The organism is Hypericibacter sp., from assembly GCF_050729195.1.
Lineage (GTDB): Bacteria > Pseudomonadota > Alphaproteobacteria > Dongiales > Dongiaceae > Hypericibacter.
This window is the reverse complement of record NZ_JBOHKS010000225.1, coordinates 1-19933: the sequence shown is the minus strand read 5'-3', so window position 1 is coordinate 19933 and position 19933 is coordinate 1. Positions and strand designations below refer to the sequence as shown.

The following is a 19933-nucleotide window of genomic DNA, read 5'->3' as shown; positions in this document are numbered from 1 at the left end:
CGCGCGACCTGCGCGCGGTGGCCGATGCGTTCGGTTTGCGAAGTCTTCAGGTGCTTGATCGACGCAGTCGCGGCCGCGGCAATCGCCGGCGGCAGCGCGGTCGTAAAAATAAATCCAGGCGCGAAAGAGCGCACGGCATCGCAGACCGCACGCTTGCCGCTGATGTAGCCGCCGACCACGCCGAACGCCTTGCCGAGCGTGCCCTCGATGACATCGATGCGGTGCATGACGCCGTCGCGCTCGGCAATGCCGGCGCCGCGCGGGCCATACATGCCGACCGCATGGACCTCGTCGAGATAGGTCAGCGCGCCATGACGCTCGGCCACGTCGCAGATCGCGGCGATCGGCGCGATATCGCCATCCATGCTGTAGACGCTCTCGAAGGCGACGATCTTGGGCCGGGTCGGATCGGCACGGGCCAGCAGCTCGTCGAGATGCGCAACGTCGTTATGGCGGAAGATATGCTTCTCCGCGCCAGAATGGCGGATGCCCTCGATCATCGAGTTATGGTTGAGCGCATCGGAGAAGATCACGCAGTTGGGCAGCATGCGGCCGAGCGTGGAGAGCGTCGCCTGGTTCGAGACATAGCCCGAGGTGAAGATCAGCGCCGCATCCTTGCCGTGGAGGTCGGCCAGCTCGCGCTCGAGCACGACATGATAATGATTGGTGCCGGAGATGTTTCGCGTACCGCCGGCGCCGGCGCCGCAGCGCTCGATCGCCTCGGTCATGGCGGCCAGGACCGCCGGATGCTGGCCCATCCCCAGATAATCGTTCGAGCACCAGACGGTGACGTCCTGGATGCGGCCATCGGCCCGGAAGCGGCGCGCGCGCGGGAACTGGCCGGCGCAGCGTTCGAGATCGGCGAAAACCCGATAGCGTCCCTCGCGCTTCAGATCGTCGACCTTGGTCTGGAAGAAGCTCTCGTAATTCATTGAATTCCTGCCGGCCGCTGCCGCCGGATCGCCCCCGCCGGCGATCCTCTCTCGGATGCCGGTCAATCTGCCCGGCTCTCTTGGCCAATTTGTGGCGCTCTTTGTCGCAGGTTTGTCCAGGCGGTCAAAGCCGCATTTTGTCGCCCTGGCAAAGGCTTGTGATTCAAGAAATGGGTCGGCCAAAAGAGGTTGCCAAGAGGCTCGGCATGCTGAAATGGGACAGTCTTGCGGCCGACTCCGAGGCGCCGAATCGCCTGGCGCTGGCGGGCGGTCAGGCGGCGCGTCGGGCCGGCAGCGACCGCAATTGGGCCTGGAGCAGGCCCACCACCACCAGCGCCGTTCCCCCCAGCTGGAGCCAGGTCGGCATCTGGCCCATCAGCGCCAGCACCAGGATGGTGACGATCGGCATCAGATTGAGAAACAGGGCGGCGACCACGAGTCCGAGCCGCTGCACCCCGAAATTCCAGAACAACATGGCGAGAGTGACGCCGCCGACCGCGATCCAGAGCACGAGTCCGACATCGAGCGCGCCCCGCGGAGCCCCCGGCGAGAAGCTCGAGAGGCCCAGGAGGCTGGCGATCAGGTAGAAGGCGATGATCATGGCCACCCCGGGCCCGAGGGTCGCGGTGGTGATGCGCAGTTGCGACCAACCCGTCAGCCAGCGCTGGGCCGCCAGCGAATACCAGCTCCACAGGAACATCGAAGCCAGGATCAAGGGCTCGCCGCCGCGCACCGCGAAGGGATTGCCGGGGTTCGTGGGATTCCAGGTCGCCAGCGCGCAGCCCAGCACCGCCAGCGCGATCGCCGGAAACATCCGGCGTTCGATCGGATAGCCAAAGCAGACCCGCCCGACGACGGCAGCCACCGCCGGCGAGGCCGCGTTCATGATCGCGACCATGATCGGATTCGAGGTATCGATTCCGGCATTATAGAGCGGGCCGAACAACCCGGCGCCGGCGGCGCCCAGGACCCAGAGCCGCCAGGTCTCGACGGGAGCGCCCATGCGCCGCGCCGCCGGCTCGCGCCATTGGAACACCAGCCAGAGGGTGACGTAGCCGATGCCGAAGCGCAGCACCGAGACGAACCAGAAATCCCAATGCTCCATCAGGACGGCAGTCGCCGGGATATTGGTGGCCCAGGCGAGGATGACGAAGAGAAGCGCCAGATTCGGCCGAAGCATGGGGGTGACGGGACCTGCGGAAAGGGGGACGCCGAGGCTCGTCATAGCGCCATTGGGGGGAATGCGGGCGGCCATGTTGCCGAGCCCTGCCTGACTGGTCAATAAATGGTGGTTACAAAGAAGCCCCGTCCGGCCGATCCTGGTCCGTGGGGACCGAATGCAGGGGACCCCGTCGATGACGTATGAAACGATCCTATTCGAGATGCGCGGGCCGGTCGGTCTCCTGACCTTGAACCGACCGGACAAGCTCAACGCGATCAACGGCAAGATGGTGGCCGAGGTCAACGGGCTGCTCGATCGCATCGAGCGCGATCCCGAGGTGCGGGCCCTGGTGGTGACCGGGGCCGGACGCGCCTTCTCGGCCGGTTTCGACCTCACCGAGGGTGCGGACCGGCCCTGGAACACCGTCGGCGACGTGCGGCCGGTGCTGCAGGCCGATTTCGATTTCGTCATGCGCTTCTGGCACAGCCCGTTGCCGACCGTGGCGGCCGTCAGAGGCTATGCCCTGGCCGGCGCCTGCGAGCTCGCGATGGCCTGCGACATCACCATTGCCGCCGCGGGTGCGCGGTTCGGCGAACCGGAGCTGCGTTTCGGCAGCGGCATCATCGCGCTCCTCATGCCCTGGCTCTCCGGTCCGAAGAGGACCAAGGAGGCCCTCCTTACCGGCAATGACAAGATTTCCGCCGAAGAGGCGCTGGCCATGGGGCTGGTCAACCGGGTCGTGCCCGAGGGCGAGGAGGTCAAGACCGCGCTCGCGATCGCGCGCGAGATCGCGATCAACGACCGCGAGAAGGTGCGCCTCACCAAGCAGGCCATCAACCGGACCTATTCGATCATGGGGTTCGAGCAGGCCCTGGCGATGGGTCTCGATACCGATGTGCAGATCGAGGCCCTGCAGACGCCGGAAGGCAAGACATTCCGCGAGATCCGCCAGCGCGAAGGCCTCAAGGCCGCGCTCGCCTGGCGTGACGCGCGCTTCGACAAGAAGGAATAAAGCCGGCTTTCAATCGAGAAGAAAAAGCATTCGAGGGAGGACCCACATGAACGACCACAGCCCGCGCCTCAACGAGCCGCTGCGCCCGATCGATTCCGCCATCGTCCCGCGCTTCGCCCATCTCGCGACCTTCATGCGCACGCCCTATCGGCCGACCGCCGCGGGGCTCGATATCGCGCTCGCGGGCGTGCCGTTCGACCTCGGTTCGACCAACCGCGACGGGCCCCGTCATGGGCCGGCGCAGATCCGCGAGATGTCCCGTCTGATCCGCCAGGTGAACCCGACCACGCGCGTCGCGCCTTTCGATCTCTGCCAAGTGGCGGATGTCGGCGACGCGCCGGTCAATCCACTCGATGCTGCGGGCAGCATCGAAAAGATCACCGAGTTCTTCTCCGAGATCGCCAAGGCCGGTGCCGCGCCCGTCTCGGTCGGCGGCGACCATACCGTGACGCTGCCGATCCTGCGCGGCATCGTGAAGAACGGCCCTGTGGCTTGCGTCCATTTCGATGCCCATGCCGATACGCTGGACGAGCTGCTGGGCTCGCGGATCAATCACGCGACGCCGTTCCGCCGCGCGGTCGAGGAGGGGATCATCGACCCGAAGCGGACGGTCCAGATCGGGCTTCGCGGCACGCGCTACAGCGACGACGACATCCAGTATGGCTATGACGTGGGCATGCGCGTCATCACCATGGACGATTTCGACGAGATGGGGCGCAAGGAGGTCGTGCAGGAGATCCATCGCGTGGTCGGGCAGCATCCGACCTATGTGACGTTCGATATCGACGGCCTCGATCCGGTCTTTTGCCCGGGCACGGGCGCGCCGGAGCCGGGCGGACTCACCATGCGGGACGCGCAGGTGGTGCTGCGCGGGCTGATGGGGCTGAACCTCATCGGCGGCGATGTCTGCGAGGTTTCGCCGCCGCTCGATCCCCAGGGTCACACCGCCCTCAACGGCGCCAACCTCATGTTCGAGATCCTCTGCATCGTCGCGGATTCGGTGGCACGGCGAAAAGCCGGGCGCTGAGCATGACGGCCGTGTCGCGACGTTAGCCGAAGGATAGATTGTCGCAGGTCGCGTGGTTTTGCGTGCCGAAGCGCGTCGAAAATCCGAAACAACGGCCGGAAGTGATTGTATCGCTTTGAATTCTCGCACTGCCGAATTGCACCGGTCGCGTGGGTGATGCACGCCGGACTCATGGCAGTCGGACTGCCGCACCTAACCAATTGTTTATGACCCTCAGGCCATCTTCTGCCGAGTTGGACGGAGGCACGGCGCGGCCGCGATCTTCGTCCCTTTGCTGTTTCGATGACGCGGGGACCTCCTTCTATGTCTATTGGCAATGCAATCAACAAGCTTCCGATTGGCCTGAAACTTCTCCTGCCGGTGATGATGGCCCTGATCGTTGCGCTCAGCGCATCGGCCTGGCTGACCGCTTCCAAGAGCGGCGCCATTGCGAAGGATCTGGCGCTGGAGGCCGGCAAGCAGCAGGCCGACGGTATCGGTTCCGACGTTGAAAAGACTTTCGCGGCCGCGTTCGGGACGCTCGATACGCTGCGTGGCAGCTTTATCGAGCTGCGCAAGCAGGGCATCACCGACCGCCAAGCCTATGTCAACATGCTCAAGGCGGCGCTTGAGGATAATCCCAGCTTCTTCGGAACCTGGACCGGCTGGGAACCCAACGCGTTCGACGGCAAGGATGCCGAGTTCGCAAATGCCGGGGGTGTGAACGACGGCACGGGCCGTTTCGTGCCCTATGTCGTGCGTTCGGGCAACAGCATCTCCTTCGAGCCCCTGAAGGACTACGACAAGGCGGGTGCGGGCGACTATTATCAGCTCGCCTTCAAGAGCGGCGAGCCGCAGCTCCTCGAGCCCTACAGCTATGACGCGGCCGGCCAGACCGTCATCATGACCAGCCTGGTGCTGCCGATCATCATCGACGGCAAGACCGTCGGCGTGATCGGGCTCGACATGTCGCTCGACCAGATGGCCGCGCAGCTGCGCGCCATAAAGCCCTATGGAACCGGCTCGGTCTCCTTGATTTCGAACACGGGGCTCTGGGCCGCCTATGCCAAGACCGAGCAGATCGGCAAGCCCGTCACCGACCAGGATCCGAACTTCAACCAGGATCTGCCGGACATCGCCGCGGGCAAGCTCCATACCCGTCAGGCCTTCTCGATTTCCTTGAACACGGATGTCATCCGCGTGTTCCAGCCGATCCAGAGCGATGCCAGGAAGTCGCCCTGGTCGCTGATGGTGAACCTGCCGCTCGACAAGATCATGGCGCCGGTGACCGAGCTCACCTACTACACGGTGGGTGCGGCCGGCGGCGCGGTGCTGCTGCTGGCACTGGTCATCTTTCTCCTGACGCGCATGCTGGTCGCGAAGCCGATCGGCAGCCTGACGGGTGCCGTCAGCAAGCTTGCTGAGGGCAACACCGCCATCGAGGTTCCCGCCACCAAGCGCGGCGATGAGCTGGGCGTGATGGCGCGAGCGGTCGAGTTCTTCCGCCAGAAGCTGATCGAGATCGAGGAGCTGCGCCAGAAGCAGAAGCAGGCCGAGATCGAGGCGGCGCAGGCCCGTCGCAAGGGCATGCTCGAATTGGCCGACAGCTTCGAAGCCAGCGTCAAGGGCGTGGTCCAGTCGGTTTCGTCGGCTGCGACCGAGTTGCAGGCGAGCTCGCAGAGCATGGCCTCGATCGCCGAGGAAACCACGCGCCAGAGCGCGGCGGTGGCGGCGGCGACCCAGCAGGCCTCGGCCAGCGTCACCACCGTGGCGACCGCCTCGGAGGAGCTCTCGGCCTCGATCGGCGAGATCAGCCGGCAGGTCAGCGACAGCTCGACGGTCGCGCGCAGCGCGGTCGACGAGGTGAGCCGGACCGGTCAGACCGTGGAGACGCTGGCGCAGGCGGCCGAGAAGATCGGCGGCATCGTCCAGCTCATCAACGAGATCGCCAGCCAGACCAACCTTCTGGCCTTGAACGCCACGATCGAGGCGGCCCGCGCCGGCGATGCCGGCAAGGGCTTCGCGGTGGTGGCTTCGGAGGTCAAGAATCTCGCAACCCAGACGGCCAAGGCGACCGAGGAGATTTCCGCCCAGATCGGTTCGATGCAGACCGTGACCAAGGATGCGGTGGGTGCCATGCAGAAGATCCGCAGCACCATCGACCGCGTGAACGAGATCGCCTCGGCGATCGCCTCGGCGGTGGAGGAACAGTCGGCGGCGACCAAGGAAATCTCGGGCAATGCCACGCAGGCGTCGCAGGGGACCGACGAGGTGACGCGCAACATCACCGGCGTATCGCAGGCGGCGGCCGATGCCGGCCATGCGGCGTCCCAGGTGCTGAGCGCGTCGTCGGATCTCTCGCGCCAGTCGGAAACGCTGCGTCACGAGGTGGATAGCTTCATTCAGAGGGTTCGCGAAGGGTAATCGCATCCGAGGGCCCTGGAAGAAAGTCCGGCGACGCACCATCGCGTCGTCGGACTTTTGCCTTTTCAGGCGGACCGAACCCGCGCCAACGGGGATAACATGTTCGATTTCTCCATACCGACGGCGATCGCATCGACGATAGGCATTGCCGTCGTCGTGACCTTGACCATGCTGCAGCTGCGGCTCGCGACCGGGCGCCCGGAATATGGCTATTGGACCCTCGCCTATATTTTCTACTTCCTTCGCCAGGTCATGCAGTTCCTGTTGGTGACGGGAACGATCTCCTTCCAGGCCGGCCCGGATATCCTGATCGCGCTCTATTTCGGCTTCGTCTGGTGCGGGGTGCGCACCTTCCTCGGCAAGAACCGCCATCCGGTCGATGTGATGGCCGCGGTCGGGGTGGTCTCGATCTGGTCGATCTTCGCGCGGCTCGACGGGATGTCGTTTCTGGCGACGACGCTTCCGCTCTATCTCGTCGGCATGGCCGTGATGGCGCATCTGGCCTATGAGTTCTGGCGCCGCCGGTCGTTGCCCCATGGCGAGGGCCTTGCCATTCTCGGCGTCCTCTTCTTGCTGCGCGCCGTTCATTTCGGGAACTATCCGTTCCTGCGCCATGTCGAGTGGTTCGCGCCCTGGGGCTTCTTCCTCAGCGCCTGGCTCGACATCGCCATCGGCGTGACCCTGCTGGTGACGGCGCAGCGCCGCGAGAAGCACAAGGCCCAGCGCCTCGCCGGATCGCTCCAGTCCGAGAACGAGTTGCGCCGCGAGACCGAAGGGCGGTTGCGCGAGGCCAACGAGACCTTGAGCGAGTTCGCGGCCCGTCTCGAGATCGAGAAGGACCAGGCCAAGGCAGCCAGCCGGGCGAAGAGCGAGTTTCTCGCCAATATGAGTCACGAGTTTCGCACGCCGCTCAACGCCATCATCGGCTTCGCCGAGATCCTGGTCGCGTCCAAGACCAAGGGCCTCGACCTGGAGGCAAACGATTACCTCAACCACATCCTGGTCAGCGGCAAGCATCTCAACAAGCTGATCTCGAGCATTCTCGATCTCTGCCGGCTGGAAGCGGGCCGCTGGCCGATCGAGCCGCGCATCCTCGATTTCAGCGCGATCCTCACGGAAAGCGTCGGCATGCTGGCGCCGGAGATCGAACAGAAGCGGCTGCAGGTGACGGTCGATGCCGACCCCGCCGACAGCCGTCTGCTCAGCGATCCGACGGCTTTGCGCCAGATCGTGATCGGCATCCTGGGCAACGCCATCAAGTTCACGCCCGACGACGGCAGGATCGCCTTGACCTTGAAACGCGATCGGGGCGGGAACAAGACACTCATCATCGCCGACACCGGCATCGGCATCGCGGCCGAGGACCTGCCGAGGATTTTCGATCTGTTCTGGCAGGGCGACGCGTCGCTCACCAAGCGCTATGAGGGCGTGGGCGTCGGCCTCCCCCTCACCAAACGACTGGTCGAGATGCTGACGGGCCAGATCTGGGTCTCGAGCGTGCCGGGCCGCGGCACGACCGTGACGATCGAGCTGCCGGAATGCGGGCCTGGCGTCGCGCCCTCGAAGCCCGGGCCGATCCCCGCCGGCATTGTCGCCGATCTGCATCGTCTGGCAGCGGCCTATCCGAACGAGGAAACCTTCGGATCGGTGGCGCGTGCAGTGTCGCCTGCGGCCACCGACAACGCCACGCCGGCGCGTCGCGCCTCGAACTGACCTGCGTCAGCCGGCCGTGATCTCTTCGGGCTCTTTCGCGGCGGCGGCCGGCCGGGGCGAGACCCGGTGCTCGCGGATCGAGATATAGACGCCGCTACCGATCAGGATTGCGATGCCCACCCAGGTCCAGCGGTCGGGGAAATCGCCGAAGGCCAGATAACCCACTGTGACGGCGCCGATCATCTCGGCATAGGAGAAGGGCGACAGCATCGAGGCTTCGCCGCGCTCATAGGCGAGGATGATGAGCCAGTGCCCGAGGGCCGCGATCGCCCCCATTGCCACCATGAAGCCCCATTGCTCGAGCGTGGGCGGGACCCAGAAGAACGGCACGACCAGGCTGGTGCTGACCATGCCCAGCAACGCGGTATAGGCGAGCGTCACCAGGGCAGGCGCCATCCCGGCCAGGCGTCGCGTGATGATGACATAGAAGGCATAGACCAGGCCGCTGCCGATGCCGAAGAGGGCGGCCGGCTGAAACACGCTCAGTCCGGGGCGGATGATCACGAGAGCCCCGAGCAGCCCCACTCCCACGGCGCTCAAGCGGCGGATGCCGACCCTTTCACCCAGCAGGAAGGGCGAAAGCAGGGTCACCGTCAGCGGCGAGACGAAGCTCAGCGCCAGGGTGTCGGCGACCGGCATATAAGCCACGCCGCCGAAGAAGAGGAAGGTCGCGGCCATGAGGCAGAGGCCGCGCAGCATCTGCAACCCTGATCGGGCCGGCAGCAGCTCCCGGATCCGATGGCGGGCCAGGAAGGCCGGCGCCAGCCAGAGCACATGAAAGGTGAAGCGCGACCAGGTGATCTGCCACAGCGACATGTCGTGGCTCAGATGCTTCGCGGTCGCATCCATCAAGGGCAGCATCGCCATGGCGCCCAGCAGCAGGAAGATCGCTTGCATCCGATGCTGGGTCGGCAGCTTGCTGGGGGTCATGGCGGAGGGCCGGTCAGGATTGCTGATAGGCGGCCATGATTGCCGGTGCGGGACCCATCTCGCGTACGCGTCCACCCTCGAGCCAGATGGCCTTGTTGCAGAGCTCCGCCAGCAACTGCGTGTTGTGCGAAGCCACCACCAGGATCTTGGTGCGTTGGATCAGCTGCTGCATTCTCTCGGCCGCCTTCTTGGCGAACTGTGCGTCGCCGACGCCGATGACTTCGTCGAGCAGAAGCACATCGGGTGCCACGCAGGTCGAGACCGCGAAGGCGAGGCGCAGCCGCATGCCGCTGGAATAGGTCCTGAGCGGCAGGTGGATATGGTCGCCCAGCGCCGCGAAGTCGATGATCTCCTGCATGCGCTCGCCGATCTCGTCCGGGCTCATGCCGAGCAGGCGGCCGCGCATCGTGACGTTCTCCTCGCCGGTCGCGTCTTCCTCCATCCCGAGGCTCATATCGAGCAGGGCGGCGATCCGGCCTTCGATCCGGACCCGGCCATAGGCCGGCTCGTAGATTCCGGCCAGCACCGAAAGCAGCGTCGATTTGCCGGCGCCGTTGCGGCCGACCAGCGCGACATGGTCGCCGGCGTTGAACTCGCAGGTGATCTCCCGCAGCGCATGCACCAGGATCTGATGGCGCGGGCCCGGTGCGACGCGGCTGGAGGGAAGCAGCCTGGCCTTCAAGGAACGGGAGCCGGCGCTATAGACCGGCAGGTCCACCGATACCTGGTCGAGTTGGATCCGCGCCATGTCGTTCAGACCCAGTAGGTGATGCGGGCGCGAAAGCGCACGAACAGGAGGAAGCTGACCACGGCGCCGGCGGCCAGCATTCCCAGGACCGCCAGCCAGCTGAGGAGCGAGGGCGCCTCCCCCAGAAAGCCCGATCGCATGATGCCGATGAAATGGGTGGCCGGGTTGAGATAGAGCAGCGTGCCCGCCTGGCCCAGATGGCCCGGCTCATACAGGACCGGCGTCAGGAAGAAGGTCAGCTGCAGGAGACTGGTGACGATCGGGATCAGATCGCGGAACCGCGATGCGACCATGCCCAGCACCAGGCCGAGGATCGTGCCGGCCGCCGCCGTGGCCATCACCGCGGGGATCAGCATCAACGTCCAGAGCGTCGGACGAACGCCGCAGAGGGCGAGGATGATCAGGACCACCGGCAGGTTATGGGCGAAGACCATGAGGTCGCGCCAGACCATGGCGAGGACGAAGGTGCTTTTTGGCAGCCGCATCTGGCGCAGAAAACGCGTCGCCGCGATGAAGACGCTGCAGCCGTCGGAAACGAAGGAGGCCAGCAGCAGCCAGGTCACATAGCCGGTCGCGACGTAAGGCATGAAGCTGCGCAAGGTGGTGCTCGACAGCTGCGAGAACACCCCGCCGACCAGCAGAATGAAGATCGCCATGCTGAGGGTGATCCAGAAAGGCCCCAGCAGCGAGCGGTGATAGCGGCGGCGCAGTTCGCTCCATCCCATGAGCGCCGAGATCCGCCAGCCGGCCACGCCGTCGCGGATATCCTCGAAGGCGGTCGCGAAGGCCGCCCGGCTCCAGGCATGGGCATGCCCGCTCATGAGAATGACGGGACCCGAATCGGCGGCCGAGCCAATGGCGGAGCTTTCGGGCGCGCCCGGGCGAGACGGAGTCGGATCGGACATGGACAGGCGGTTCCCCGCGCAACGGTAGCGGACGGGCCAGACCCTAGGGCCTTGAACCGGTCGCGGCAAGCTGGCGTCGATGCGTGAGAGAAGACAGGCGGAACGCCGCCTAGGCCGGATAGGGCGGCTGATTCCAGCCCTTGGGCGAGAGGGTGAAAATCTCGAAACCGTCGGCGGTCACGCCGATGCTGTGCTCGAACTGGGCCGAGAGCGAGCGGTCGCGCGTCACGGCGGTCCAGCCATCGTCGAGCAGCTTCACCTCGAAGCGGCCGGCATTGATCATGGGTTCGATGGTGAAGAACATGCCCTCGCGCAAGGAGGGGCCGCTGCCCTTGCGACCGAAATGAAGCACGCTCGGCGCGTCATGGAACACGCGCCCGATGCCATGCCCGCAGAAATCCCGGACCACCGAATAGCGATGACCCTCGGCGTAGCTCTGGATGGCATGGCCGATGTCGCCCAGCGTGGCACCGGGCCGCACCACCTCGATGCCGCGCATCATCGCCTCATAGGTCACTTCGCACAGGCGCCGCGCCTTCACCCCGACCTCGCCGACATAGAACATGCGGTTGGTGTCGCCATGCCAGCCGTCGACGATCGTGGTGACGTCGATATTGAGGATGTCGCCGTTCAACAGCTTCTTGTCGCCCGGGATGCCGTGGCAGACCACATGGTTGATCGAGGTGCAGATCGATTTCGGAAAGCCGCGATAGTTGAGCGGCGCCGGGATCGCGCCATGGCCGACGATGAAATCGTGGCACAACCGGTCCAGCTCGCCTGTGGTCGCGCCGGGTACCACGTGAGGGGCGATGAAATCCAGCGTTTCGGCTGCGAGTCGTCCCGCCACGCGCATTCCCGCGAAATCCTCGGGCCCGTGGATCTTGATGCGACGCTCTTCGAGGCGCCAGTCATGGGCAATATCGTTCGGGGTCATGGCGGGCGGGCGTTTTCCGGGGCTGAGGCGGTTCGTGCCGGGATCGGCGGAGCAACCGCCCCGCATGGGGCTGCATCCGATTTCGGAGGCGCGGGCGGTTCGCTGGCCCCCAATTAATGGCGGCGGCCGGAGATTTGCAAGGGTTGGCGCCCTGAGGCCGGGACAGGGCTGTCCTGCGCCCCTTGCGAAAAGTTGTTAGGACGCTGGATTCGGGTCTCTTTAACCCCATATCTCGATAAGGGCCCTAACGCTGCCACGAGGGGCAGGGCGGGGGCTCGTTGCGGTCGGCATCCCGCCATTGCTAAGGTCGGGATTATTTTCACGGTCTCCCAGGCCGTATTGCCCGGATTCGCTCGAGGTCGGGTGGCTCCGGGTTGTCATCAAAGGTCGTTGTCATGCGTTTTCATGTCCTGGCGCTCCTGTTTTTGGTCACGGGCTGCTCGGAATTTCCCTTGCCCGACTGGGCGCGCAGCGACGACACCTCCAGCAGCAACTATGTCAGCACCAATGGCGGCACCAATGTCGCGGCGCCGGCCGACGATCTGGGTTCCTGCCAGGAGCAGGCCAACGCGGTCATCAAGCGCGACGAGGCGATCGACCAGGACATCGCCAATCAGAATACCAATAGCAACCTGCAACAGGGCCTCGGCGACCTGAACAATAATCTGAGCCTCTACAACCGGAAGAACCGCTACAACCGGATTGTGGACGACTGCATGGCGGCGCGCGGCTATGACTCCCAGAACCCGAACGTCAAGCCGGTCCAGGTCGAGCAGAACGGCAGTGCCGCGCCGGCACCCAGCACCGCACCGGAAACGGCGCCCGAGTTGACTCCCGCCCCCTCCTCGGGGATCAATCCGAACTTGCCGACCTATCCCTGATCGGCAGTTTCGATCTCCCCCAGGCCCACTCGGCGTCATGTCCCAGGATTCCGCTTCGGTTCCCTCCCCGACCGCCGCTGTTCTCATCATCGGCAACGAGATCCTGTCGGGCCGCACCCAGGACGTCAACCTGGCCTATCTGGCCAAGGAGCTGAGCGCTCTCGGCATCCCGCTGCGCGAGGCGCGGGTCGTGCCGGATATCGAGGCCGAGATCGTCGCGGCGGTGAACGCAGTCCGTGCCCGTTACAGCTATGTCTTCACGACCGGCGGCATCGGCCCCACCCATGACGACATCACCTCGGGCTGCGTCGCCAAGGCTTTCGGCGTCGAGCTGGTGCTGGACCCCGAGGCCGTCGCCTTGCTGCGCCGCCACTATACCGGCGACCAGTTGAACGAGGCCCGCCTGCGCATGGCGACCGTGCCCAAGGGCAGCCGCCTGATCGAGAATCCGGTTTCGACGGCGCCGGGCTTCCAGATCGGGAATGTCTATGTCCTGGCGGGCGTGCCCGCGATCATGCGGGCCATGTTCGACGGGCTCAAAGGCGGGCTCAAGGGTGGCCGTCCCGTCTCGTCGCGCACGGTCAGCACCTATCTCGGCGAGGGCGTGATCGCGCAGGCCCTGGGGGCGCTTCAGCAGCGTTTCCCCAAGGTCGATATCGGCAGCTATCCGTTCTTCCGGCGCGGCAAATTCGGGACCAGCCTGGTCGCGCGCAGCACCGACGAGACCGAGCTCGACCAAATCGCGGAAGGCTTGCGAGCCCTGATCCGCGACCTGGGTGGCGAGCCCCACGAAGGCGAGATCGCCTGACGGCAGATGGTCGAGGTCAGACGGGCGGCCGTTCGGACTGATGGCTCGAGGCCGACTGGGCCTGTTTCACGAAATTCTTCGCCAGCGCGTGATAGACGCCTTCCGGGCAGATCAGTCGCGAGGCGCTGGATGCGATGAGCGCCGTCGCCATGAGTGGCACCATCATGGCGTGATTGTCGGTCATCTCCGTCACGATGACGAAGGCCGTGATCGGGGCCTGCACCACGCCGGCGAAATAGGCCACCATGCCGAGCAGAATCATCACGCCCACCGGCACGCTGGTAAAGATCGCGCCGAGATTGAGGCCGATGCCGCCGCCGATCGCGAGCGAGGGCGAGAAGATGCCGCCCGGAATGCCGCTGATGGAGGTGAGCGTGGTCGCAGCGAGCTTGAGCAGCCCGAAGCTCCAGGGCAGGGACGTCCCGTCGTCCAGCACGGACTTGATCTGCTCATAGCCAGTGCCGAAGGTGGTATCGCCCGAGGCCATTCCGCAAAGGGCGACGCCGAAACCGCAGAGCACCGCGAAGGGGATCGGCTGCTGCTTGATCCATCCGCCGATCCTGCCGGGCAGCCCGCCGGCCAGCAGCACCAGGATCCGGCTGAAGACACCGCCCATCAGGCCCCCAACGACGCCGCAGACCGGCACGGCCAGCCACTCGGTCGCGGTATGGAGCATGTCCGAGGTGTGCCCGAAATAGCTGTAGTCGCCGACCAGCGCCGTCGCGGTCAGGCCCGCGGCGATGACGGCGCCGATGACGAGGCCGCTGGTACGCAGCTCGAAGGCGCGGCTGAGTTCCTCGATGCCGAACACGATCCCAGCCAGGGGCGTGTTGAAGGCCGCGGCGACGCCGGCCGCGGCCCCGGCGAGGATCAGCCCCGGCTGGCGACGAGGGGAAAGCCGGCCCAGGGCGAACATGATCGACGCCCCGACCTGGACGGTCGGTCCCTCGCGGCCGGCCGACGCGCCGCAGAGCAGTCCCAGCAGCGTCACCAGGATCTTGCCGATCGCGATCCGGATCGAGACCAGCGCACGGCGCTGGCCGTAATCCTCGAGTTCGCGCGCGGCGATGGCCTGGGGAATGCCGCTGCCCTGCGAGTTCGGAAAGAAGCGCAGCGTCAGATAGACGGCCAGTCCGAATCCGGCCGGCGTCACGACCAGGGAGGCGTAGCGCCACTGCTGCAGCAATTGATGAAAGGCCAACTGGGCCTTGTCGGCCAGCAGCGTCAGCAACACGGCCACGGCCCCGACGGCGACGCCGCCCAGCAGAAACAAGGCGCGCCGCCGCCAGCGGGCGGCGAGCGCCTTGAGATGCCGGATGTGCCGGGCGGAGAAGAAGGTCACGGGTGCTATTGTCGCGGCAAGCCGTTGGAGAGGCCTCATCTTCGCCTCAACCCGGCTTCGAGCCAACGACCTTCTGGCCACAATACGATTGGGGCCTCAGCCTCAAGACTCGCTGTTGGCATCGGGCCCGCGAAGCCGACTAGAATCGACTCCGATCGAGGGAGGCCCTGTTGGCAGCGACCGCTTCAGGAACCCGCGTGGCGCTGCTCTCGCATTGCCTCGCGAACCAGAACGCCAAGGTGGACGAGTACGCGCTCTGCCCCGGCATGGTGACGCCTGTCGTCGCCATCCTGAAGGAGTTCGGCTATGCCATCCAGCAGATGCCATGCCCCGAGATGGCCTTCCTCGGCGTCAATCGCTGGTGGCAGGTCAAGGAGCAGTACGACACCCCGGGCTTTCGCCGCCATTGCCGCGCGCTCGCGCAATCGGTCGCGGCGCTGCTCGAAGCCCGCGTCGCGAAGGGCTGCCGGGATCTGGTGCTGATCGGCGTCGATGGCAGTGGGTCGAGCGCCGTGACTTTCACGGGCATCGGCCCCGCCTGGGGCGGCCGGCCCGAGGATATGAGCTGGGAGGTCGTGCCCGGCAAAGGCGTCTGGATCGAGGAGTTGGAGCAGGTCCTGGCGGATCGCGGGCTTCCAATGCCCCGCAGCTTCGGTGTCGCCATGGAGCTGCCGGGCTTCACCATGGCGCAGGCGATGGTCGAATTTCGACAGTTCCTCGGCCAGGGCGATGGGGGCTCGCATGCGCAACAATGATCCGCGTTCGCGCTGCATGGCGATCCTGCCCGACATGTTCGTGAACGGTCATCTGCTGGCGCAGGGCGATCCCTGGCGCGAGCCCCTGCTGCGGGCCTTCGCGCTGCTGGAGAATGCCGGGTTCGGCATGGTGCAATTGCCGCCGGACGATCTCTCGCTCGAGCCTGCGCGCACCTCGCTCGATTTCGCGCTCGACCAGATCGCGGATTATCTCAAGCATGGCTATCGGTTCCTGCTGGTCGAGCTGGGGCCTCCGCCCGTCTGGCGGCCCTATCTCGACGCGGAAATTCGCCGCCGCGCGGTGGCCGGCATCGAGGGATTTCGCCTGCAGCCCGACGAGGCCGGTTTGCAAGCTTTCGAGGAAAGATTGGCTGCGATCCGGCAAGCAGCTCGCGTCGCGGCTGGCGGTTAGATCCTTCGATCTCATTCCGCCTTGTGTCGGCAGGGTCCTGGCGACTAGCCTCGGGCCGTCTGCCCTGGACGGCGCACGGCCCGCTTGGCGAAATTGGTAGACGCAAGGGACTTAAAATCTACGTCCCTACAATCCCACCTGTGATCGAGAGTTAGAAGACATGCGGCCCAGGCACTTAGCTTGGGCCGTTTGTGTTTTAACTCGACCATCCCACTAGTGGGTAGATATTGCTGCCGCGCAACGCTTGTTGCCGCGACGGCGCAACATGAGAGGAACAAGGCATGAACGATCTTGAGAACCTCCCCATCTTCGAGACCGCTTCCGGGGACCTGCGTTGCCGTGACTTGGACCTTGCGGAGCGGCTGGGCTACGAGCGGCCGGTGGACGTGCGCCAGTTGATCCGCCGCCACGAGGCTGCACTGGCCCGGTTCGGGGTTATTTGCACGGCACAAATAACCGCCGGAGCCAAGGGCGGGCGCCCCGGTCGCGAATTCCAGCTCAACCTGGAACAGACCCTCTTCCTGATCCACAAGTCCGACGTTCCGAAGGCCGTCGAGCTGACGATCTTCGCCGTCCGGGTCTTCAGCAAATACGTCCAGGGCAAGCTGATCGCGGCTGACCCGGAGACCGCCGCCGAGCTGGAGAGGGCCAAGCAGCAGCTTCAGGAGCGGAACAGGGAGCTGTCAGGGCTGCGGGAGGAGATGCTCCGGCTCGAAGAGGCGCGCAGGTGGAAGCCGCCGGCCGATGGAGCGCTGTTCGCCTCGGAAGTGGACGCCAAACACTTCTGCGGGCAGTACCGCCCGAAGCGCATGGGCGGGTGGCTGACGGACTACGCACGGGCGAAGGGCGTCCTGCCGGCCCAGCATCCGCTACCGAGCGGTCTTGGGCGCGCCAACGTGTACCCACAGGACATCGTCCAGATGTTTGTCAGGGACGCTAAGAAGGCGGGATACCCGGATTGCGGCCGCTCTCTCGGCGACCGTATGGGCCTCCCCTATCGCCGTTGATCCCGCCGATTAACCCCGTTCTTTGACGCAATCAAAGGAGAGACGATGGACAGCCCAGTTCTGCCTGATCCTCTCACGGGCGATCCGACCGCAGTCGCCTTGATGAAGTCCGAGTACGATCTTGAGGTCGAAATGGAGGGCCTCGGTCGGGACGCCTTCCTCTCCCGCCAGCGCCACAACAAGGACCGCGGGCGAGAGACAGCCACCGCCGCCGGCCGGAGCCTCATGGCCCGCCTCGTGGGCACTGTCGAGGAGGCGGTGAGGGGTTTCCAGCTCGAAGCTGCCAGCGGCAAGGCCGGCCGCCGACAGACCGCGGCGAAGTACCTCACCGAGATCGAGCCCGGTGTCGCTGCCTACCTCGCGATGAAGACGATCCTCGACGCCGTCACGGAGCCGCGCGCCGAGCAGCGTGTGGCGATCATGATCGGCATCGCGGTGGAGTATGAGCTGCGGTTCGACCACTTCGAGCAGCAGTGCAAGCCGCTGTTCCGCGCCATCAAGGAGCGGGTCAACGACGTATCGCAGCATGACGAATACAAGCGGCGTGTCATCGTCCACGCTATGAACCGCTTCGGCGTCGAATGGAAGTCGTGGGATGACCGCACGCGCCTCCTCGTGGGGCACAAGCTGTTGTCTCTGGTGATCGCCTCGACCGGCATCGTGGCTATCGAGATGCGAGTGACGCGCCGCCGCCGCCTCAACTATGTGGTGCCGACGCCAGCGCTGTCCGCGGAGATGCAGACGATCACCAGCCGGTGCGAGCTGCTGACTCCTGCCTACATGCCCACCGTCGTTCCGCCGAAGCCGTGGACCACCGTTCATGACGGCGGCTATCACTACCTCTCGCGCCGCTACTCGCTCGTGAAGACCAGCGAGAAGCACTACCTCGAAGAGCTTCAGAACCGCCTCGATCAGATGCCGGCGGTGCTCACGGCGGTCAACGCTGTGCAAGCCACGGCATGGAAGATCAACACGCGCGTCCTCGAAGTGATGCGTCATGTGTGGGAGCACAGCCAACCGCACGGCGGGTTGCCGATGCGCGAGGACAAGCCGCTCCCGACACCGCCGCACGACTTCAAGGAGAACGAACCGGCCCGCAAGGCGTGGAAGCGAGCCGCGCACGAGATACACGTCGAGAACCACAAGACCCGCTCCAAGCGGCTTCAGGTGGCGAAGACAATCTCGGTCGCGGAACGCTACACCGCCTTCGAGCGCCTTTACTTCCCCCACCAGCTAGACTTCCGGGGGCGCATGTACGCCGTGCCGATGTTCCTAAACCCGCAGGGCGCGGACTACGCGCGGTCGCTTATCACGTTCGCCGAAGGCAAGGCCATCGGGACTGTCGAGGCGGCGCGCTGGTTCGTGATCCATGGCGCCAACCTCTTCGGCGTAGACAAGGTTTCATTCGACGCGCGCGTTGACTGGACCTATGAGCACGAGGAGGAAATCATCCGCGTTGCTGCCGATCCTCTCGCCAACCGCTTCTGGTGCGAGGCCGACAGCCCGTGGCAGTTCCTCGCGTGGTGCTTCGAGTACGCTGAGTTCGCCGAGCAGGGCTACGACTATGTGTCGTGCATCCCTGTCCAGCTCGACGGCACCTGCAACGGCCTCCAGCACTTCTCGGCAATGCTTCGCGACCCCATCGGCGGCGCCGCGGTTAACCTCCTGCCGGCCGCGAAGCCCCAGGACATTTACCAGCGGGTCGCCGACGTGGTGACGGACAAGCTGAAGGAGCTGGCGTTTGTGGATACCACAGGCGACTTCGTGGACCCGGAGGCTGGGCGCATGGCGTTGTCCTGGCTCGACTTCGGCATAGACCGGAAGCTGACCAAGCGGCCGGTGATGGTGCTGCCCTACGGCGGGACGCTCCACTCCTGCCGTGAATATGTCGAGGCTGCCGTGAAGGAGAAGGGTATTCCTCCTGGTTGGGAGTTGGACCTCTTCAAGCGCACGATGTTCGTCGCGAAGATCGTATGGCAGTCCATCGGCGAGGTTGTCGTGGCTGCTCGACAGGCAATGGACTGGTTGCAGAAGGCGGCCCGGCTCGCTGCGGCGGAAGGGCTCCCGGTCAACTGGACCACGCCCGTAGGCTTCCACGTCCTGCAACGGTACGTCGAGACGAAGAGCCGTGAGATCGACACGCATGTGAGTGGCGGGGTGGTAAAGCGCCGCCTCCGGCTCACCATCACCGAGCCCACGAACGTCATCGACAAGAACCGACAGGCCGCCGCCATCTCGCCGAACTTCGTCCACTCAATGGACGGTGCGGCGCTGATGCTCTACGTCGTCTCGGCCAAGGCGGTGGGCATCAAGGTGTTCTCCATGATCCACGACAGCTACGGAACTCTCGCCGCGGACACGGGCCTCTCGGCTATGTGTCTCCGGCGCGCCTTCGTCACCCTCTATGCGAGGAACCGGAATGTCCTTGAAGACTTTGCGGACAGCATCCGCGCCATGCTCTCGGACCCCAACACGCTCCCGCCGCCGCCGCCTCATGGCGACCTCGACCTGGAGCTGATCCTGAAAGCTGACTATTTCTTTGCGTAGACCATCCCACAAGTGGGAATGATTAACCCCGTTCTTCGATTGCAGCTAAAGCGGCTCACGCCGCTGTCAAAGGAACCCCAATGAAAATCGTGATCCGCAAGAACGCGACGCAGAACGAAGTGCAGGTGGGGCCTCACACCTACCAGCTCTCCGGCGCCGACAAGCAACACGTCGCCGTGATCCGCAAGCACGTCATCAAGGAGTGGCAGCGCTCGTAGCGCGCCCAACAACAACAGAGAGGATCGAGACCATGCCCCGTGGCTTCACCGCCCGTGAATTGAACATCCTGGCTTACTGCAATGGCTTCACGCTCTGGCACTACCGCACCAACGACAAGCCCGAGCTGGTTCTGTCGAGCGAATGCGGCAATCCCGACTACACCGGCTATTTCGCCCCCGCCTGCGATCTCCTGCGC

The 19933-nt window shown here is 65.2% G+C and carries 18 protein-coding genes; 11 read left to right on the top strand and 7 right to left on the bottom strand.

Translation table 11 applies throughout. From position 1 onward, the window contains the following. The coding region (hemA, locus tag ACREE8_RS17920) for a 5-aminolevulinate synthase (protein WP_431574370.1) at positions 1–932 on the bottom strand (932 nt) is incomplete at its 3' end. A 271-nt stretch (positions 933–1203) separates the two neighbouring features. Then, positions 1204–2112, bottom strand: coding sequence for a DMT family transporter (locus tag ACREE8_RS17915; protein WP_431574369.1), 909 nt, complete (start codon positions 2110–2112; stop codon positions 1204–1206). A 175-nt stretch (positions 2113–2287) separates the two neighbouring features. Here ACREE8_RS17915 and ACREE8_RS17910 point away from each other — a divergent pair, with 175 nt between their 5' ends. The 4 genes from ACREE8_RS17910 to ACREE8_RS17895 all read left to right on the top strand — a co-directional run bounded on the left by ACREE8_RS17910 (position 2288) and on the right by ACREE8_RS17895 (position 8249). Then, positions 2288–3106, top strand: a complete 819-nt coding sequence (locus ACREE8_RS17910) for an enoyl-CoA hydratase/isomerase family protein (RefSeq protein WP_431574368.1) — start codon at positions 2288–2290, stop codon at positions 3104–3106. Positions 3107–3152: 46 nt separating this feature from the next. Next, positions 3153–4133, top strand: coding sequence for an agmatinase (speB, locus tag ACREE8_RS17905; RefSeq protein ID WP_431574367.1), 981 nt, complete (start codon positions 3153–3155; stop codon positions 4131–4133). A 303-nt stretch (positions 4134–4436) separates the two neighbouring features. Beyond that, positions 4437–6536 carry a methyl-accepting chemotaxis protein gene (locus tag ACREE8_RS17900; protein WP_431574366.1) on the top strand — a complete coding sequence of 700 codons (2100 nt, stop codon included), beginning with the start codon at positions 4437–4439 and terminating at the stop codon, positions 6534–6536. Between the two features lie 99 nt (positions 6537–6635). After that, positions 6636–8249 carry a sensor histidine kinase gene (locus tag ACREE8_RS17895; protein WP_431574365.1) on the top strand — a complete coding sequence of 538 codons (1614 nt, stop codon included), beginning with the start codon at positions 6636–6638 and terminating at the stop codon, positions 8247–8249. 6 nt (positions 8250–8255) lie between these two features. Here the strand turns inward: ACREE8_RS17895 and ACREE8_RS17890 are convergent, their stop codons facing one another. The 4 genes from ACREE8_RS17890 to map all read right to left on the bottom strand — a co-directional run bounded on the left by ACREE8_RS17890 (position 8256) and on the right by map (position 11766). Next, complete coding sequence (locus ACREE8_RS17890; protein WP_431574364.1) at positions 8256–9179, bottom strand: DMT family transporter; 924 nt, start codon at positions 9177–9179, stop codon at positions 8256–8258. 13 nt (positions 9180–9192) lie between these two features. After that, positions 9193–9927, bottom strand: a complete 735-nt coding sequence (locus tag ACREE8_RS17885) for an ABC transporter ATP-binding protein (protein ID WP_431574363.1) — start codon at positions 9925–9927, stop codon at positions 9193–9195. A 5-nt stretch (positions 9928–9932) separates the two neighbouring features. After that, a complete protein-coding gene (locus tag ACREE8_RS17880) occupies positions 9933–10832 on the bottom strand; it encodes an ABC transporter permease (protein WP_431574362.1) in 900 nt (299 codons plus the stop codon). A 109-nt stretch (positions 10833–10941) separates the two neighbouring features. Beyond that, positions 10942–11766, bottom strand: coding sequence for a type I methionyl aminopeptidase (gene map, locus ACREE8_RS17875; RefSeq protein ID WP_431574361.1), 825 nt, complete (start codon positions 11764–11766; stop codon positions 10942–10944). Positions 11767–12161: 395 nt separating this feature from the next. Between map and ACREE8_RS17870 the strand changes: the two genes are divergently transcribed. Continuing rightward, the gene (locus ACREE8_RS17870) at positions 12162–12647 is read left to right on the top strand and encodes a hypothetical protein (RefSeq protein WP_431574360.1); all 486 of its coding nucleotides are present in this window, start codon (positions 12162–12164) and stop codon (positions 12645–12647) included. A gap of 37 nt (positions 12648–12684) precedes the next feature. Then, positions 12685–13455, top strand: a complete 771-nt coding sequence (locus ACREE8_RS17865; RefSeq protein ID WP_431574359.1) for a competence/damage-inducible protein A — start codon at positions 12685–12687, stop codon at positions 13453–13455. A gap of 16 nt (positions 13456–13471) precedes the next feature. Here the strand turns inward: ACREE8_RS17865 and ACREE8_RS17860 are convergent, their stop codons facing one another. Next, positions 13472–14836, bottom strand: a complete 1365-nt coding sequence (locus ACREE8_RS17860) for a chloride channel protein (protein WP_431574358.1) — start codon at positions 14834–14836, stop codon at positions 13472–13474. Between the two features lie 131 nt (positions 14837–14967). On the opposite strand from ACREE8_RS17860, the gene ACREE8_RS17855 reads away from it, so the two are divergent. From ACREE8_RS17855 to ACREE8_RS17835, 5 genes are all read left to right on the top strand, one after another. Further along, positions 14968–15552: a hypothetical protein gene (locus ACREE8_RS17855; protein ID WP_431574357.1), complete on the top strand. Its 585-nt coding sequence runs from the start codon at positions 14968–14970 to the stop codon at positions 15550–15552. Next, positions 15539–15964, top strand: coding sequence for a hypothetical protein (locus tag ACREE8_RS17850; protein WP_431574356.1), 426 nt, complete (start codon positions 15539–15541; stop codon positions 15962–15964). The genes ACREE8_RS17855 and ACREE8_RS17850 overlap by 14 nt, the downstream gene beginning before the upstream one ends. 281 nt (positions 15965–16245) lie before the next feature. Then, positions 16246–16971 (top strand): hypothetical protein, encoded by a 726-nt coding sequence (locus ACREE8_RS17845; RefSeq protein WP_431574355.1) that lies wholly within the window; start codon positions 16246–16248, stop codon positions 16969–16971. Between the two features lie 45 nt (positions 16972–17016). Then, positions 17017–19518, top strand: coding sequence for a DNA-directed RNA polymerase (locus tag ACREE8_RS17840; protein WP_431574354.1), 2502 nt, complete (start codon positions 17017–17019; stop codon positions 19516–19518). Between the two features lie 80 nt (positions 19519–19598). Continuing rightward, on the top strand, positions 19599–19736 hold the full coding sequence (locus ACREE8_RS17835) for a hypothetical protein (protein WP_431574353.1): 138 nt from the start codon (positions 19599–19601) through the stop codon (positions 19734–19736). The last annotated feature ends 197 nt before the right edge of the window (positions 19737–19933 follow it).

What these genes read in the sequence shown, in the direction of transcription:
- ACREE8_RS17915 (WP_431574369.1), bottom strand. Translation starts at nt 2,112, where the DNA reads ATGCTTCGGCCGAATCTGGCGCTTCTCTTCGTCATCCTCGCCTGGGCC.
- ACREE8_RS17910 (WP_431574368.1), top strand. Translation starts at nt 2,288, where the DNA reads ATGACGTATGAAACGATCCTATTCGAGATGCGCGGGCCGGTCGGTCTC.
- speB (WP_431574367.1), top strand. Translation starts at nt 3,153, where the DNA reads ATGAACGACCACAGCCCGCGCCTCAACGAGCCGCTGCGCCCGATCGAT.
- ACREE8_RS17900 (WP_431574366.1), top strand. Translation starts at nt 4,437, where the DNA reads ATGTCTATTGGCAATGCAATCAACAAGCTTCCGATTGGCCTGAAACTT.
- ACREE8_RS17895 (WP_431574365.1), top strand. Translation starts at nt 6,636, where the DNA reads ATGTTCGATTTCTCCATACCGACGGCGATCGCATCGACGATAGGCATT.
- ACREE8_RS17890 (WP_431574364.1), bottom strand. Translation starts at nt 9,179, where the DNA reads ATGACCCCCAGCAAGCTGCCGACCCAGCATCGGATGCAAGCGATCTTC.
- ACREE8_RS17885 (WP_431574363.1), bottom strand. Translation starts at nt 9,927, where the DNA reads ATGGCGCGGATCCAACTCGACCAGGTATCGGTGGACCTGCCGGTCTAT.
- ACREE8_RS17880 (WP_431574362.1), bottom strand. Translation starts at nt 10,832, where the DNA reads ATGTCCGATCCGACTCCGTCTCGCCCGGGCGCGCCCGAAAGCTCCGCC.
- map (WP_431574361.1), bottom strand. Translation starts at nt 11,766, where the DNA reads ATGACCCCGAACGATATTGCCCATGACTGGCGCCTCGAAGAGCGTCGC.
- ACREE8_RS17870 (WP_431574360.1), top strand. Translation starts at nt 12,162, where the DNA reads ATGCGTTTTCATGTCCTGGCGCTCCTGTTTTTGGTCACGGGCTGCTCG.
- ACREE8_RS17865 (WP_431574359.1), top strand. Translation starts at nt 12,685, where the DNA reads ATGTCCCAGGATTCCGCTTCGGTTCCCTCCCCGACCGCCGCTGTTCTC.
- ACREE8_RS17860 (WP_431574358.1), bottom strand. Translation starts at nt 14,836, where the DNA reads ATGAGGCCTCTCCAACGGCTTGCCGCGACAATAGCACCCGTGACCTTC.
- ACREE8_RS17850 (WP_431574356.1), top strand. Translation starts at nt 15,539, where the DNA reads ATGCGCAACAATGATCCGCGTTCGCGCTGCATGGCGATCCTGCCCGAC.
- ACREE8_RS17845 (WP_431574355.1), top strand. Translation starts at nt 16,246, where the DNA reads ATGAACGATCTTGAGAACCTCCCCATCTTCGAGACCGCTTCCGGGGAC.
- ACREE8_RS17840 (WP_431574354.1), top strand. Translation starts at nt 17,017, where the DNA reads ATGGACAGCCCAGTTCTGCCTGATCCTCTCACGGGCGATCCGACCGCA.
- ACREE8_RS17835 (WP_431574353.1), top strand. Translation starts at nt 19,599, where the DNA reads ATGAAAATCGTGATCCGCAAGAACGCGACGCAGAACGAAGTGCAGGTG.